Source organism: Pseudomonas sp. WS 5078, from assembly GCF_012985745.1.
In the GTDB taxonomy this organism is placed as follows: domain Bacteria; phylum Pseudomonadota; class Gammaproteobacteria; order Pseudomonadales; family Pseudomonadaceae; genus Aquipseudomonas; species Aquipseudomonas lundensis_A.
The window spans coordinates 260,784-276,363 of sequence record NZ_JAAQWX010000001.1; the positions used below are offsets into that span (position 1 = coordinate 260,784).

At 60.3% G+C, this 15,580-nt stretch carries 12 protein-coding genes; 7 read left to right on the forward strand and 5 right to left on the reverse strand.

The features are described 5' to 3' along the window. The first annotated feature begins 22 nt into the window (after positions 1–22). The 5 genes from HBN68_RS01225 (at position 23) to HBN68_RS01245 (ending at position 7,157) form a co-directional block, all read left to right on the forward strand. The gene (locus tag HBN68_RS01225; protein WP_094991679.1) at positions 23–1,108 is read left to right on the forward strand and encodes a SagB/ThcOx family dehydrogenase; all 1,086 of its coding nucleotides are present in this window, start codon (positions 23–25) and stop codon (positions 1,106–1,108) included. Beyond that, complete coding sequence (locus HBN68_RS01230; protein WP_346010188.1) at positions 1,105–2,073, forward strand: diiron oxygenase; 969 nt, start codon at positions 1,105–1,107, stop codon at positions 2,071–2,073. Before HBN68_RS01225 ends, HBN68_RS01230 begins: the two co-directional genes overlap by 4 nt. Further along, positions 2,066–3,259 (forward strand): MFS transporter, encoded by a 1,194-nt coding sequence (locus tag HBN68_RS01235; protein ID WP_094991680.1) that lies wholly within the window; start codon positions 2,066–2,068, stop codon positions 3,257–3,259. The genes HBN68_RS01230 and HBN68_RS01235 overlap by 8 nt, the downstream gene beginning before the upstream one ends. A gap of 235 nt (positions 3,260–3,494) precedes the next feature. Further along, the gene (ilvD, locus tag HBN68_RS01240; protein WP_094991681.1) at positions 3,495–5,342 is read left to right on the forward strand and encodes a dihydroxy-acid dehydratase; all 1,848 of its coding nucleotides are present in this window, start codon (positions 3,495–3,497) and stop codon (positions 5,340–5,342) included. Positions 5,343–5,765: 423 nt separating this feature from the next. Beyond that, complete coding sequence (locus tag HBN68_RS01245; RefSeq protein WP_047278457.1) at positions 5,766–7,157, forward strand: L-cystine transporter; 1,392 nt, start codon at positions 5,766–5,768, stop codon at positions 7,155–7,157. 49 nt (positions 7,158–7,206) lie between these two features. Here HBN68_RS01245 and HBN68_RS01250 read toward each other — a convergent pair whose 3' ends face one another. After that, positions 7,207–7,719 carry a dihydrofolate reductase gene (locus tag HBN68_RS01250; protein ID WP_169962230.1) on the reverse strand — a complete coding sequence of 171 codons (513 nt, stop codon included), beginning with the start codon at positions 7,717–7,719 and terminating at the stop codon, positions 7,207–7,209. A gap of 91 nt (positions 7,720–7,810) precedes the next feature. Between HBN68_RS01250 and HBN68_RS01255 the strand changes: the two genes are divergently transcribed. Continuing rightward, positions 7,811–9,193: a DUF2868 domain-containing protein gene (locus tag HBN68_RS01255; RefSeq protein WP_169962232.1), complete on the forward strand. Its 1,383-nt coding sequence runs from the start codon at positions 7,811–7,813 to the stop codon at positions 9,191–9,193. After that, a complete protein-coding gene (locus HBN68_RS01260; protein ID WP_169962234.1) occupies positions 9,186–10,550 on the forward strand; it encodes a GTPase/DUF3482 domain-containing protein in 1,365 nt (454 codons plus the stop codon). Before HBN68_RS01255 ends, HBN68_RS01260 begins: the two co-directional genes overlap by 8 nt. Before the next feature lie 11 nt (positions 10,551–10,561). On the opposite strand, the gene HBN68_RS01265 is transcribed toward HBN68_RS01260, so the two are convergent. From HBN68_RS01265 to HBN68_RS01280, 4 genes are read right to left on the reverse strand one after another with little or no spacing between them, the layout of a single operon-like run. Next, positions 10,562–11,695: a TIGR03364 family FAD-dependent oxidoreductase gene (locus HBN68_RS01265; RefSeq protein ID WP_169962236.1), complete on the reverse strand. Its 1,134-nt coding sequence runs from the start codon at positions 11,693–11,695 to the stop codon at positions 10,562–10,564. 22 nt (positions 11,696–11,717) lie between these two features. Next, positions 11,718–12,740, reverse strand: coding sequence for a putative 2-aminoethylphosphonate ABC transporter substrate-binding protein (locus HBN68_RS01270; protein ID WP_169962238.1), 1,023 nt, complete (start codon positions 12,738–12,740; stop codon positions 11,718–11,720). Positions 12,741–12,772: 32 nt separating this feature from the next. Further along, positions 12,773–14,497, reverse strand: coding sequence for a putative 2-aminoethylphosphonate ABC transporter permease subunit (locus tag HBN68_RS01275; RefSeq protein WP_169962239.1), 1,725 nt, complete (start codon positions 14,495–14,497; stop codon positions 12,773–12,775). Position 14,498: 1 nt separating this feature from the next. Beyond that, positions 14,499–15,575 carry a putative 2-aminoethylphosphonate ABC transporter ATP-binding protein gene (locus HBN68_RS01280; RefSeq protein WP_169962241.1) on the reverse strand — a complete coding sequence of 359 codons (1,077 nt, stop codon included), beginning with the start codon at positions 15,573–15,575 and terminating at the stop codon, positions 14,499–14,501. Between the last annotated feature and the right edge of the window lie 5 nt (positions 15,576–15,580).

Sequence of the window (15,580 nt, forward strand, 5' to 3'; positions counted from 1 at the left end):
CTCAATTCAGAGCTGTTGATCCATGCATATAAATCCTTATTTATTTATATTGGCCCGATCACCGCACCATATTGTCTGGAATTATGCCAATCACACCCAATTTGAACTCGACTTCCATTACAGCAAACGATTAACCCAACTGATTACTTGCCCGGAACTGTTCGACCCTGACAATCGGATTGATCAAGACTTTTTAGCCGCGTCCATTATCACGCCGGATGAAATGCCGGTGCCTGAATGGGGCTGGGACGAACTGTCCATGATCTTTCATATCGGCACTAAAAACCTGCCGCAGGAACACATCCCTCAAGATGTCCATGAATGGGCCTCGCAGTACCTGGCACATTGCAATGAGGTCCTGAATAGCCCGGCCCCTGCGCCCAACCGGGTCGACCCACATAACGCGCCCCTGATTGCGTTACCCGTATGCAGGCCTGCCGACACGTTGAAAGGCACATTGTCGGCGGCGCTGCTCAACCGCAAAACCTCACGCGCCTTCACTGAGCAAAGCCTCACGCTTACCCAACTCAGCTCGCTGCTTTATCTGTCGCTGGGGTATCTCAACGAGCGCCGGGGCGAGGTCAACCCCACGCTCCCCCTGGGCATGGAGTCGCGCCGCAGCAGCCCTTCAGGTGGTGGGCTGAACGCGTGCGAAGGTTACGTCTATGTCCGGCATGTGAACGGCCTGAAACCCGGCATTTATGCCTATTCAAGCGATCTGCATGCTTTGAGCCTGATCAACCCGCTGCCGGAAGAACCGCTGGGGCAACTGCTGTGCGGCCAACACTTCATCAACTCGCTGCCCGTGGGGTTGTTCATTACTGCGCGCTTCGACAAGTTGTGGTGGAAGTACGAGCATTCTCGCGCTTATCGAATGGCCTACGTCGAAGCCGGGCATATCTCTCAGACATTTCAGCTCGTCGCCACACAACTTGGGCTCAATACCTGGCTAACCGGCGCCCTGACCGATGACCGGGTTGAAGCACTGCTGGATATGGACAACAGTCCCGAACAGCCGCTGTTCTTTGTGGGTTGCGGCAAAGGTGACGGCCAAGTGCAGTGCCCGGAACTGGTCGCATTAATCAAGCAGGAGGAATCGACGTTGTGAGCGAATCCACGTCCCCGAAAAGGCTTGCCGCGAGCCCCCCATACACCTTGCCTGACTGGGACAACAAGGCCAGCGTGCGCCTGGATCGAACACCTTACTCGCTGCCTGCCGACCTGGAATGTCAGCTGGGCGAGCGTCATTGGTTTGTACCCGCGTTCATGCCTTACCTCGACCACCCGGACATCGTGCAGGCAGGCCAGTCAGTTGCGCGGCGCCTTGAAGCCAATCAACTGGTGTATTTCCTCGACCACACCACGGTGCTGGAACACAAACTGGTGAACCGGGCGGTCGAAACCCTGATTCATAACGAACTTGGCGTTCACGTGCCCGCGGCGATGAAGAACGCGGCCTTGCAGCTTTATATCGACGAGGGCTATCACGCGCTGTTTTCCTGCCAGATCGCAGAGCAGGTAGCCGACCTGTACGGGATAAACAACCGCTCGCGCCCCGCTCATCGTATCCAGCGCCTGCTGCATCAAATAGAGGTATGCCGCCCGGCTGACAGGCCGTTGAACTGGTTTTTGATCGGCTTTGTGTCCGAGACGATTATTGCCAAAGAGCTGTTGGGCGCCATCCATGTACCGCTGGTTACCACTGTTTTGGACATGTTCAAAAGCCACCTGGGAGACGAAGCACGGCACAGTCGTTACTTTAGTGAAGTGTTCACCCATGTCTGGTCACGGCTGGATGACGCTCAACGCGCCCAAGCCTCGACACAATTACTGACCCTGCTTGGCATCTTTTTCGAGAGCGACACCCGCTGGCTCAAAGAAAGCCTCAGCAGTGTCGACCTCAACCCTGCCACCATCGAGCAGATCACCACCCACTTGCAGCAACCCGCCGTTCATCAGCAGCGCGTGCGTGCGGGGTCCAAAGCCACAGTGCTGGCGTTGGCCAATGCCGGTTTTTTTAACTGTGATCACAATCGACGCCTGTTTATGAGTGCAGGGTTTATGGATGCCTGAAACCCCCGCAACCCGACCGGGACTGGCGATTGTGCTGTTGCTGAGCATGGTGGTGCTCGGGGTGTTCCCGCTGGATGTGGTGTTGCCCTCATTTCCCGCCCTGGCTGACTTCTTTGAACGAACACCGGGCGATATCGCACTTTCCATCAGTCTGTTCGCTATCGGTATTTCACTTTCACAACTGCTCATAGGCCCGCTTTCAGACCGCATCGGGCGCAAATCCTTGTTGCTTGCCGGGATGGCCTTGTCGATTCTGGGCGCGGCGGGTTGCGTACTGTCCACCCATTACACGGGATTCCTGTTTTTTCGGTGCATGCAGGCCGTCGGGTGCGGGTGCTTTGTGTTGTCTCAAGCCTTGATTCAGGACCTGTTTATAGGCAAGCAACGTGACCAGTTGCGCATCCTGATGGTCACCGCCAGCGGGCTGGCGATTTCGCTTTCGCCCCTGGCTGGCACCGTGCTGCAAGAGGCATTCGACTGGCCCGGGAGCTTCGGGGTGTTCATTGCGCTGGGTTCAATCGTATGGGCCATGGCGTGGAAGCACTTAAGAGAAAACCCTGCTCGCAAGCCTTCGACCCTCGGCCTGCTGAAGGCGTACGCCATGGTGTGCCGCAATCCCACGTTCATCAGCTACTGGTTGATAGCGGCCATCGCGTTCGCCTGCCACTTTTCATTCATCGTCATTTCACCCTTGTTGTTTCTGGAACAACTGCACCTGTCCAGCTACACCTACTCACTGATTTTGCTGGTGTATGGCGCGGCCTATGTCGGCGGCGGCGTGTTGGCTCATGTCCTCGGCAAACGCATCAGGGCGAACTGGCAGATCATTACCGGGCTGTTGTTGATCGTCCTGGCAGGGGGGTTGATGTGGCTGCTGCACCGCCATACGGGCTTGACGGTTTTTAACGTGTTGCTGCCCATGATTGTCTGCACCACGGGCATCACCCTCGCCCGGCCAATTGCCACCTCGCGGGCCATGGACGTTTTTCCTGATCTGGCAGGCACTGCGTCGTCAGCCGGCAGCGCGCTGATCTTCATCTGCGGCGGGGTTGTCAGTGCTTGGGTCAACCTCAGCCCGGCCAGCCTGCAAGTGACACTGGCGATCACCTTTATGGCGCTGGGCCTGATTGCGTTGGGCCTGATCTTGTCCACTCGCCGACGCCAGCGCGCACAACACCCTGCATAGCCCCCTCCTCTGTGGCCCGTGTGTCTGGCCCATTCCCTCCGCACGCCAGCCGTGTAGAATCGACGCATTCATCGCCAATCATCCCCGGCGGGTTTATGAGCTCAGGCCCAAACGCGCGGCGATCCCGCAGCGTTAACGGCAGCTTGCTGACACGTAGTCATTTTCTGTGTTGTCAGTCAGCAATTAGAAGCTCACTTCCCTGTTTGTTACCTGATTAGCCGCCCGGAGTTGCTCCATGCCTGACTATCGTTCGAAAACCTCCACCCATGGCCGTAACATGGCCGGTGCCCGCGCTTTGTGGCGCGCCACGGGGATGAAAGATGCCGACTTCAAGAAGCCGATCATCGCCATTGCCAACTCCTTTACCCAATTCGTGCCGGGCCATGTGCACCTCAAAGACATGGGTCAACTGGTCGCCCGCGAGATCGAGCGTGCAGGCGGCGTCGCCAAAGAATTCAATACCATCGCGGTGGACGACGGCATCGCCATGGGCCATGACGGCATGCTCTATTCGCTGCCGAGCCGCGAGATCATTGCCGACTCCGTGGAATACATGGTCAATGCCCACTGCGCCGACGCCATCGTGTGCATTTCCAACTGCGACAAAATCACTCCCGGCATGCTGATGGCCTCGTTGCGCCTCAACATCCCGGTGATTTTCGTCTCCGGCGGGCCAATGGAGGCGGGCAAAACCAAGCTCGCCAGCCATGGTCTCGACCTGGTTGATGCCATGGTGATAGCAGCCGACTCCAGCGCTTCTGACGAGAAGGTTGCCGAGTACGAGCGCAGCGCTTGCCCGACGTGCGGTTCATGCTCCGGCATGTTCACCGCCAACTCGATGAACTGCCTGACTGAAGCCCTCGGTTTGGCACTGCCGGGTAACGGCTCGACACTGGCCACCCACAGCGACCGCGAACAACTGTTCCTGCAAGCGGGCCGTACCATCGTCGACCTGTGCCGCCAGTACTACGTCGAGAACGACGAATCCGTACTGCCGCGCAACATCGCCAACTTCAAGGCCTTCGAAAACGCCATGACGCTGGACATTGCCATGGGCGGTTCGACCAACACCATCCTGCATTTGCTGGCCGCTGCCCAGGAGGCCGAGATTGATTTCGACCTCAAAGACATCGACCGCCTGTCACGCCACGTGCCGCAGCTGTGCAAAGTGGCGCCGAACATTCAGAAGTACCACATGGAGGACGTACACCGCGCTGGCGGGATTTTCTCCATCCTCGGCTCGCTGGCCCGTGGCGGTTTGCTGCACACCGACTTGCCGACTGTGCACAGCAAGACCATGGCCGACGCCATCGCCAAGTGGGACATCACCCAGACTGACGATGAAGCCGTGCACACGTTCTTCCGCGCAGGCCCGGCCGGCATCCCGACGCAAACCGCGTTTAGCCAGTCAACCCGCTGGGACACGCTGGACGACGACCGCGAAAACGGTTGCATACGCAGCGTCGAACACGCTTACTCCCAAGAAGGCGGGCTGGCCGTGCTGTACGGCAACATCGCGCTGGATGGTTGTGTAGTGAAAACCGCCGGGGTCGATGAGTCGATTCACGTGTTCGAAGGCAACGCCAAAATTTTCGAAAGCCAGGACAGCGCCGTGCGCGGCATCCTCGCGGACGAAGTGCAGGCGGGCGACATCGTGATCATTCGCTACGAAGGCCCGAAGGGCGGGCCGGGCATGCAAGAGATGCTCTACCCCACCTCGTACCTCAAATCCAAAGGGCTGGGCAAAGCCTGCGCCTTGCTGACGGACGGACGCTTCTCGGGCGGTACGTCGGGCCTGTCCATCGGCCACGCCTCACCGGAAGCTGCGGCGGGCGGCGCGATTGGCCTGGTACAGGACGGCGACAAAGTCCTGATCGACATCCCGAACCGCTCGATCAACTTGTTGGTCAGCGACGAAGAGCTGGCGGCGCGCCGCGTCGAGCAGGACAAAAAAGGCTGGAAACCGGTCGAAGTGCGCCCTCGCAAAGTCACCACGGCATTGAAGGCATACGCCTTGCTCGCCACCAGCGCCGACAAGGGCGCGGTACGTGACAAAGCCTTGCTGGACAAACTGGTGCCGTAACTCGCCTCGCTCTACCCAACAATCCCGGCCATGTGCCGGGATTTTTAATGAACGGCCAAAAGATGTTCACCCTTGCAACGAAGAGCATCCGGAAAAGATGTGCCCTGCCTGGCATGCTCTGGATTCAAAGCTCATCGTCAGTTCTTTGTTTGAATTTCAAGAATCCCTCGACCGTGCGCTTACGTTCCCTCTGACGACACGTCAACGCAGCGCCGATTTCTGAATCGTCTGACGCATAGCCGCTATGCTTCTCTATAAGCGACACGAGAGGCACAAACAACCTTCGCACTGTCGACAGTCTTATGCCTAAATCAAAGGTAGTCATTCCAGAACGGTATATTTCCAGCTATATCAACCTGTTAGCATTTCCGGTTCGAAATTGTTACATCCCAAGACTGGTACAAGTCGCCCCTCGGAGCTTTCATGAATTACCCGCTGATCCTCAATCTGCTGGTGTTCCTCGCGTTGCTGTTCGGCTTGTCGCTGACCCGCCACACCGCGTGGAGCCTTGCTAAAAAAGTCCTGCTGGCGCTGGTTGTCGGTGTGATTTTCGGTCTTGGTTTGCACCTTATCTATGGTGCTGAAAACCCTACCCTGAAAACGTCCATCGGCTGGTTCGATCTGGTTGGCAGCGGCTATGTGCAGCTGCTGCAAATGATCGTGATTCCGTTGGTATTTGCTTCGATCCTCAGCGCCGTGGCGCGCCTGCATAACGCGTCGTCGTTGGGCAAGATCAGCTTTTTGACCATCGGCACCCTGCTGTTTACCACCATGATCGCAGCGCTGGTGGGCATCGGCCTGACCAACCTGTTCGGCCTCACGGCTGAAGGTCTGGTGGCGGGCGCTGCGGAGATGAGCCGCCTGCAGATCATTCAAAGCGATTACGCAGGGAAAGTGGCCGACCTGAATGTGCCGCAGTTGCTGCTGTCGTTTATCCCGCAGAACCCGTTTGCCGACCTGGCCCGCGCCAAGCCGACGTCGATTATCAGCGTGGTGATCTTCGCTGCATTCCTGGGCGTTGCAGCACTGCAACTGTTCAAGGATGAGCCGGAGAAAGGCAGCAAAGTGCTCAATGCCATCGACACCCTGCAAGCCTGGGTGATGCGTCTGGTACGTCTGGTCATGAAACTGACCCCGTACGGCGTGCTGGCGTTGATGACCAAAGTGGTGGCTACGTCGAATTTGCAAGACATCATCAAACTCGGCAGTTTCGTGGTGGTGTCCTACATCGGTCTGGCCCTGATGTTCGTGATTCACGGGCTGATCGTGTCATTGTCCGGGGTCAACCCGCTGCGTTTCTTCCGCAAGGTCTGGCCTGTACTGACGTTTGCCTTCACCAGCCGGTCGAGCGCTGCCAGCATTCCATTGAGCATTGAGGCGCAAACCCGTCGTTTGGGGATTCCGTCGTCCATCGCCAGCTTTGCGGCTTCGTTTGGCGCGACCATCGGTCAAAACGGCTGTGCCGGTCTGTACCCGGCCATGCTGGCCGTGATGGTTGCCCCGACGGTGGGCATCAACCCGCTTGACCCGCTGTGGATTGCGACGCTGGTGGCGATCGTGACGTTGAGTTCAGCCGGTGTGGCGGGCGTAGGCGGTGGCGCTACGTTTGCCGCGCTGATCGTACTGCCCGCGATGGGCTTGCCCGTGTCGCTGGTGGCGCTGTTGATCTCGGTTGAACCGCTGATCGACATGGGCCGCACGGCCTTGAACGTGAGCGGTGCCATGGTGGCCGGTACGGTGACCAGCCAGATCATGAATGAGACGGATAAAGCCATCCTGGCTGAAGACGATCATGGTGAGCTGGCACACGCGTAAGGTTTGAACCTTGCCCCTCTCCCATAAGGAGAGGGGCTTCAACGTCTGCTTAAGCCCTTTCCCACACTTCAAAACTGAACGCCGGCTTTCCGTCTTCAGCTGCATGCGGCTCGTTGGACACCAATGTCCACTGCGACTGATCAAATTCTGGAAACCAGGCATCGCCTTCCGGGCTCAGGCCCACACGCGTCAGGTACAACCGGTCGGCATCCGCCAGCCCCTGGGTGTACAGCTGCGCACCGCCAATCAACATGACTTCACTGACACCTTGTTCAAGTGCCCAGGCATGTGCGCGCGCCACTGCGTCCTCAAGGGAGGGGAATACTTCGGCACCTTCAAGTTGCAACCCGGTCTGACGACTGACGACAAGGTTCAACCGGCCCGGCAACGGGCGGCCCAGCGAATCCCAGGTTTTACGCCCCATGATGATGGGCTTGCCGAGGGTGGTGGCCTTGAAATATTTGAAATCCGCCGGCAAATGCCACGGCATGCTGTTATCGACGCCGATCACGCGGTTTTCACCGAGGGCTGCGATCAGGCTGAGGGGGAGTGTTTTTTTCATGGCGGCGAGGATACCAGAGCGACCCGCGCCCGCAGTACCCCGTCCGGCGCCGCAGCGGTTATGCTCTTGGCTCACTTGAATGGATCGGCCTGTGACTCAACTCTCTCCTTTGCAACGCCTTTGGCTGACTGAAACCGTGCGTTTGCGCGAAGCACATGCTGGCCCGCTGGATGATCTAGAAGCCAACCGCCGCGCCCGCACTACCGGCGGCGACTTGCCCGCACGCATTGAAAACCGGGCCCTGTGGCTGGCCGAGCGCGACGGTTTGCTCAGCGCCATGCAGCATTGGCTGCAAGGTGCACGCCTGGCCTTGTGGGTGCTTGCGGTACTGGCCATCGTCAGCGGGGCCGGGCTGGCATTTGCCGCGCTGGGTAACGGCCAGGCGCCGGTCAATGTGTTTTGGGCGCTGGGCAGTTTGCTCGGGCTCAATGTGATCCTCTTACTGAGCTGGGTGATCGGCCTGCTGTTTGCCGGTGAGCACGGCGCCAGCCTCGGCCGACTGTGGTTATGGCTGAGCGAAAAGCTCGCCCGCGACGCCAAGGCCGCCCAACTCGCGCCTGCCTTATTGCTGTTGCTGCAACGGCGCAGACTCAATCGCTGGGCCCTCGGTGCACTGGTCAACGGGCTGTGGCTGCTGGCGATGCTCAGCGCACTGGTGATGATGTTGCTGCTCATGTCTACGCGCCGTTACGGGTTTATCTGGGAAACCACAATCCTTGGCGCCGATGTGTTTGTCGCAGCCACACGGGCGTTGGGTGCATTGCCCAACTGGCTGGGTTTCAGTGTACCCACCGTGGAGATGATCCTCGTCAGCAACGACAGCAGCCTCTACAACAACGAACTGGTCCGTCAGTCCTGGGCGATCTGGCTGGTCGGCGTTGTCCTGATTTATGGCGTGATTCCGCGTCTGCTGCTCTACGTGTTTTGCCGGTGGCGCTGGAAGACCGGGCGCAACACGCTGCGACTGGACCTCAACCTGCCCGGCTACAGCCAGTTGCGTGAAGCCTTAATGCCGAGCAGCGAGCGCCTGGGTGTCAACGACAGCGCGCCCGAACAGTTGCATCACGTGCAGGCTGGGCAGTCGGCACTGCAAACCGATGGCGCACTGATCGTGGGCCTCGAACTCGACGACCAACAACCCTGGCCACCCACCTTGCCCGCCTCGGTCAAAGACGCAGGCATTCTCGACAGCCGCGAGTCACGGCAAACCTTGCTTGAGCAAATGACCCGTTTCCCGCCTGCGCGCCTGGCGATTGCCTGTGACCCCCGGCGCTCCCCGGATCGCGGCAGCCTGGCCCTGATCGGTGAACTTGCGCGCAGTGCCGCCGCCACCCGGGTGTGGTTGCTGCAAGCCCCGCCCGGTCAGGCGCTGGACGCCGAGCGCCTGAGTGACTGGCACGCCGCGCTGGAGCAACTGGGCCTGCCCTTTGCCTCCAGCGCGCCCTTGAACTGGCTGGAGACAGGTCATGACTAAGCCGCTCACACTGGCCGTGGTCGGCCACACCAATGTCGGCAAGACCTCGCTGCTGCGTACCCTGACCCGGGATGTCGGTTTCGGCGAAGTCTCCCATCGCCCCAGCACCACCCGGCACGTCGAAGGGGCACGCCTGTCGGTGGACGGCGAACCGCTGCTGGAGTTGTACGACACCCCGGGGCTGGAAGATGCCATCGCGCTGTTCGACTACCTTGAGCGCCTTGACCGCCCCGGTGAACGCCTGGACGGCCCTGCCCGGGTGGCGCGCTTCCTTGAAGGCAGTGAGGCCAGACAGCGTTTCGAGCAAGAGGCCAAAGTCCTGCGCCAACTGCTGGCCTCGGACGCCGGGCTCTACGTGATCGATGCCCGCGAACCCGTGTTGGCCAAATACCGTGATGAACTGAGTGTGTTGGCCAGTTGTGGCAAGCCGTTACTGCCGATACTCAATTTCGTCAGCAGCCCGCAGCAGCGCGAACCCGAATGGCGCGACGCGCTGGCGCGCCTCGGTTTACATGCATTGGTGCGCTTCGACAGCGTGGCGCCGCCCGAAGATGGCGAGCGGCGTTTGTATGAAAGCCTTGCGCTGTTGCTGGAGCATTCACGCGACGCATTGCAACGCCTGATTACCGATCTTGAAGCCCAGCGACAAGCGCGCAAGCACAGCGCGCTGCGGCTAATTGCCGAACTGCTGATCGACTGCGCGGCGTGTCGACGCAGTGTGGTCAGCGACAAAACGGCCGAGCAGGATGCTATCCATCAATTGCGTCAGGCCGTTCGCCAGCGTGAACAACGTTGCGTGGAAGCCCTGCTCAAACTCTACGGTTTTCGTACCAGCGACGCGGCCGCTGGTGATTTGCCGCTGCTGGACGGCCGCTGGGGCGATGACCTGTTCAACCCCGAAACCCTCAAACAACTGGGGGTGCGCGTGGGCGGCGGCATTGCCGCAGGCGCAGCAGCGGGTGCAGGCGTGGACTTGATGGTGGGCGGTCTGACGCTGGGCGCGGCAGCATTGGCCGGGGCCATTGCAGGCGGTGCGCTGCAAACCGCGCGCAGTTATGGCAGCCGGTTGCTGGGCAAAATCAAAGGCCAGCGCGAACTGACCGTGGACGACAGCGTGCTGCGCCTGCTGGCCTTGCGCCAACGCCAATTGCTGCATGCGCTGAACGCCCGAGGGCATGCAGCGGTTGACAGCATCAAGGTGGCGACACCGCAGGAGACCACCTGGCGCGAAGGCAAACTGCCAGAAGCACTGAGCAAGGCCCGGGCGCACCCGCAATGGTCCTCACTCAATCCGCACCCCAAACTGAGTCAGGCTGAGCGTCAGGAGCAGATTGAAGCGTTGGCCCAACACATCTGAGCCAAGGCACCTCACGCCTCCAGCAGCATCCGGGCGATATTGCGCTCGGCCATGGCGGGCCCGATGCTCATGCCCACCCCGGTGTGCATGAGCGCGGCATGCAGGCCCGGCGCCACGTCCAGCCATGAGAACGGTCTGACCCCTTTGGCCCCATACACCCCTTGCCAGCGTTCAACGACCTGCACGCGACAGCCGAGGGTTTCCTCACACAGTTGTAGCATCCAGTTATCGACCTGTTCGCCGTTGAAGGGCGATGGATCGTCGCTGTACTCATGAGAGTCCCCCACAATCAAATCGCCATAAGGGGTCGGGCTCATCAGCAGGTGAATCCCGTGATCATCCAGATGAGGGCTGTTGCACAAAATTTCCTCCTGCACCGCAGCGGCCTCGGGCAAATCGGCAAACGCCCCGTAATGCACACAACTCAACCCCGTGAGCAAAGCATGTTGCAGGTTCAACGCCACCTGCGGGCGCACCCGTAACATTTGCAGGCGACAGACTTGAGGCGTCAGCTGCGCCATGGGCTCTGCAAGCAGGGTCTGGTAATCGTGGCCCGAGCAGACAATCACCTGCGCGCCTTCAAAGCTGCCCGCAGTGGTGTGGACCGCGCCCGGCTCGACGTCGCGTACCAGGGTTGAGAAATGGAACTCGACGCCGAGCGCGTTACCCAGGTACTCGATCAACGCCGGGATGGCTTCACGGGAATAGACTTGTTGATCGTCCAGGCCATGCAAAGCGGCGCGATGATGCTTGAACTGGCCGCCATACAAATGGCTGAGATCACGGGCGCCGAGCAATTCGACACGGTAGCCCTGTTCTTGGGCGCGGCCCTGACAGAACGCATCGAGCAGGTGTTCTTCGGCTTGCGTGCGGGCGAACAGGTAAGAACCGTTGCGCTTGAGGTCGAAGCCCGCCTGCCGGGACCAGTCGGCCCAAATGCCGCGACTGGCGCGGGCCAGCTCCAGCATCACGCCGGGCGGCTGCCCCGTGACCAGCGCCTGGCCGAAGTTGCGCACCGACGCACCCAGTGGCGTGGCGGTGCGTTCGAAAACCCGCACGTTTAAGCCGCGCCGGGCAGCCGCGTAGGCGTGGGACAGGCCAAGAATCCCGGCGCCGACGATCAGAATCGTGTTGGAAACGGACATAGCGAACTCCTTGGATGGCTCTTTACTGCGCCGCTTTCTCAGTCTTGCCGTCGTACCGCTTACGCCACTCGGCCAAAATCCGGTCACGGTTTTTCGAGGCCCAGGCAAAGTCGTTTTTGATCAAACGCTGCTCATAATCGGCTGGCAATTCGGTCTGCGGCTTGGCAATGCCGGGCTGGGCCAACACAGCAAAGTTCTCTTTGTAGAGTTCCATCGCTTCAGGGCTGGCCGAAAAGTCTGCCAGTTTCTTCGCGGCGTCTTCATGCGGTGTTCCTTTGATCACCGCCGTGGCTTCGATCTCCCAGCCCAGTCCTTCCTTGGGCAACACGATGTCGAGCGGCGCGCCCTGACGCTTGAGCTGCACGGCCGGGTATTCAAACGAAATACCGATCGGAAACTCCCCTGCGGCTGCCAATTTGCAAGGTTTGGAGCCGGAATGAACGTATTGCCCGATGTTCTGGTGCAGATCGTCCATGTACTGCCAGCCCTGCTGCTCACCGAAGGTTTGCAGCCACGCGCTCACGTCCAGAAACCCCGTCCCGGAGGACGCCGGGTTAGGCATCACGATCTTGCCCTTGTATTCAGGCTTGGTCAGGTCTTGCCAGCTCACAGGCTTGGTCAGCCCCTGTTTTTCGGCTTCGATGGTGTTGAAGCAACTCGTCGCGGCCCACACGTCCATCCCCACCCAGCCCGGCGGGTTGGCCGCGTCGCGGTAGTTCGGGCCGATTTTGCCCAAGTCTTTGGGCGCGTAGTGTTGCAGCATCCCTTGCTGGTCGAGGATCGCCAGACTCGACGCCGCCAGCCCCCACACCGCATCGGCCTGTGGACGCGCTTTCTCGGCCAGCAGTTTGGCGGTGATGATGCCCGTCGAGTCGCGCACCCACTTGATGTCCACGTCCGGGTTGGCCTTTTCGAAGGCGCGTTTGTAGGTCTTGAGCTGTTCGGCTTCGAGGGCGGTGTACACCGTCAACTCGGTTTTCGCGGCGAATGCATGGCCGCTCAAAGCCGTGAGGACAGCAGCGACAAGGGCAACAGGCTTGAACATGGTGCGGTTCCTTTGAGGGGGAAGGGGACGGATCATTGCGCCGGGGCGCCCTGACGCCAGGCTTGAGAACGGCGCAGCACGCCGCGCGACGCCCAGGCCAGCAGCAGGGAAACACCCGCCGAGGTAAACAAAATGAGGGTCGACATGGCGGCTGCACCGCCCACGTTGCCCGCGTCGTCCATGTTCAGCACGGCCACGGCCGCGAGGAGGGTGTCGGGGCTGTAGAGGAAAATCGCGGCCGACACGGTGGTCATGGCCGACACAAACAGATAACGCACGATGTCCAGCAGCGCCGGAAGGCAGATCGGCACCGTGACCCGCAGGTAATGGCGATACAGCGGGGCCTTGAGCGACAACGCCGCCGCTTCGAACTCGCCATCCAGTTGGCGCAGGGCCGTGGTGGCAGTCATTTGTGCAGTGGTCAAATAATGCGCAATGGTGCACACCACCAGCAGCGTCATGGTTCCGTAAAACACGTGCAGCGGGTTGCCGGTGAGGTTGAAAAAAAACACGTAGCCCAACCCCAACACCAGGCCTGGAACAGCCATGGGCACAAAGCTGAGCATGCGCAAGGCCAGGGTCAGCCCTTTCTGGCCTTTGGTTTTCTCCATCAGGTACGCGCCGGTGAAGATCACGGTGCTGCCGATCAACGCTGTGCACAGCGCCATGGTCAGGCTGTTGCGGTAGGCCAGCCAGCCGCCTCCGGCCGTGTCGTTGAATTGATAGTGGCCGAGCGACAACGACAGGTTGTAAGGCCAAAATTTGACCAGCGACGAATACACCGCCATCCCGAACACCATCAGTAAAACCGCGCAAATCAGCAGCACGATGGCCAGATAGCAGCCGTCACGCACCTTGCCAGGCAACGGTGTGAAGACTTGAGCGCGGCCGCTCATCGCGTCGCCGTGTTGCCTGCGCAACCACGCATCGACGCCGAAGCTGAACAGCGCAGGCAGCAGCAAAACCATGCCGATCAAGGCGCCCCGGCCAAATTGTTGCTGCCCGACCACGGCTTTGTAAGCTTCCAGCGCCAGCACTTGATAATCGCCACCCACCACCACGGGCACGCCAAAATCGGTGATGGTCAGGGTGAACACCAGACAAAACGCCGCAAACACGGCCTGACGCGTTCCGGGCCACGTGATACTGCGAAAGGCTTTGAACGGCCCGGCGCCCATGCTGGACGCGGCATCGAACAGGCGTGCATCGGCCAACGACAGGGCCGAGAGCAAAATCATCAGCGCATGGGGGAAGGTGTAAATCACCTCGCCCAGCACAATCCCCCAAAAGCCATAAATGTTGTCCGAGAGCAGACTGCGCAACATGCCCTGATTCCCAAACAGGTAGACCAGCGCAATCCCTGGCAGCATGGACGGGGCCATCAACGGCAACAGCGACAACCCGCGCCAGACACGTTTGCCGGGGATCAGGGTGCGTTGCAGCGCGTAGGCAAAGAGATAGGCCAGCGGTACGACAATCACCGCCACGCTCAGCGAAACCTTCAGGCTGTTGCCGAGCAACCAATGGAAGTTGTCACTGACGAGCAGCTCCCGTGCAGCGACCCACCCGCCGCCCTGCCCGTCTTCTGCGCTGAAACCGCGCCAGAAGATCGCCAGCAACGGCATCAGCACCGCGACGCCCAACAGCAGCAGTAACAACAGTTTGCCGCCGACCACGAAAAGCCGGTCGCCCAATTCGGCACGCGACATGCTGCGGGTGTGTTTGCCGGGCAATGGCAACGCCATGTCTGCGGCCATCTCAGGCAAACACCTGCAAACTGGCGGGCGGCAAAGCGACCACAATGTCCTGATGACCAAGGCGCGGCAGGTCGTGGCTGCCCACTTCGGCCATCAGCGCATGGCCTGGCAAATGATTGAGTTCAAAGCTCATGCGGCAGCAGTTGCCCAGGAACGTGATCTCCCGTACGCGGGCCGGGAACAGGTTTTCCTGATGCAGCACCGGGTTGACCGTGATTGCCTCCGGACGGCAAAACAGTCGGCCTGATGCGGCCTGGCTGGCGTCATCCGCCAGTCGCATGTTCAAACCGCCGACCTGCGCCTGGCTGTCGCCGCTGCGCTGGAACGGCAGCCAATTACCTTGCCCGACGAACTCGGCTACAAACGGCGTGGCCGGCGTGTTGTAGATCGCCTGCGGCGTATCGTATTGCTCGACCTTGCCCTGGTTCATCACCGCAATACGGTCGGCCATGAGCATGGCTTCGTCCTGATTGTGGGTGACCATCAGCGTGGTGATGCCAAGCTGGCGCTGCAGTTGACGCAGCTCGGTACACAAATGCTCGCGCACTCTGGCATCGAGGGCCGACATGGGCTCGTCGAGCAACAACAGCGAAGGCGACGGCGCCAGTGCCCGGGCCAGTGCCACACGTTGTTGCTGACCGCCCGAGAGTTGGCCGGGGAATTTCTTCTCGCTGCCACTCAGGCCCACCAGCTCTAACATCTCGCTGACCCGTTTGCGCACCACGTCGCGATTACTGCCCGCCAGCCCGTAGGCGATGTTGGCTTCAACGCTGAGATTGGGAAACAAGGCATAGGACTGAAACAGAATCCCGTAATCCCGCGCTTGAGGTGCGAGGTCGGACACATCGCGACTGCCCAGGTACAACACGCCGCTGTCCTGACGTTCGAGCCCGGCAATGCAACGCAGCAGTGTGGTCTTGCCGCAGCCGGACGGCCCGAGCAGACACACCAGTTCGCCAGCGGCGACCTCCAGCGACACATCCTCCAGCGCGGTGAACGCGCCAAAGCGTTTACTCACATTGCGCACCTGCATCGGTACGCCGGGTTGGGACACAACGGTTGCGTTGGAGCGGTTCATGGATG

Bases quoted from the DNA above. Each gene is read 5' to 3' on its own strand.
- HBN68_RS01235 (WP_094991680.1), top strand. From the start codon at position 2,066: ATGCCTGAAACCCCCGCAACCCGACCGGGACTGGCGATTGTGCTGTTG.
- HBN68_RS01270 (WP_169962238.1), bottom strand. From the start codon at position 12,740: ATGTTCAAGCCTGTTGCCCTTGTCGCTGCTGTCCTCACGGCTTTGAGC.
- HBN68_RS01245 (WP_047278457.1), top strand. From the start codon at position 5,766: ATGAATTACCCGCTGATCCTCAATCTGCTGGTGTTCCTCGCGTTGCTG.
- HBN68_RS01265 (WP_169962236.1), bottom strand. From the start codon at position 11,695: ATGTCCGTTTCCAACACGATTCTGATCGTCGGCGCCGGGATTCTTGGC.
- HBN68_RS01280 (WP_169962241.1), bottom strand. From the start codon at position 15,575: ATGAACCGCTCCAACGCAACCGTTGTGTCCCAACCCGGCGTACCGATG.
- HBN68_RS01275 (WP_169962239.1), bottom strand. From the start codon at position 14,497: ATGGCCGCAGACATGGCGTTGCCATTGCCCGGCAAACACACCCGCAGC.
- HBN68_RS01225 (WP_094991679.1), top strand. From the start codon at position 23: ATGCATATAAATCCTTATTTATTTATATTGGCCCGATCACCGCACCAT.
- HBN68_RS01250 (WP_169962230.1), bottom strand. From the start codon at position 7,719: ATGAAAAAAACACTCCCCCTCAGCCTGATCGCAGCCCTCGGTGAAAAC.
- ilvD (WP_094991681.1), top strand. From the start codon at position 3,495: ATGCCTGACTATCGTTCGAAAACCTCCACCCATGGCCGTAACATGGCC.
- HBN68_RS01260 (WP_169962234.1), top strand. From the start codon at position 9,186: ATGACTAAGCCGCTCACACTGGCCGTGGTCGGCCACACCAATGTCGGC.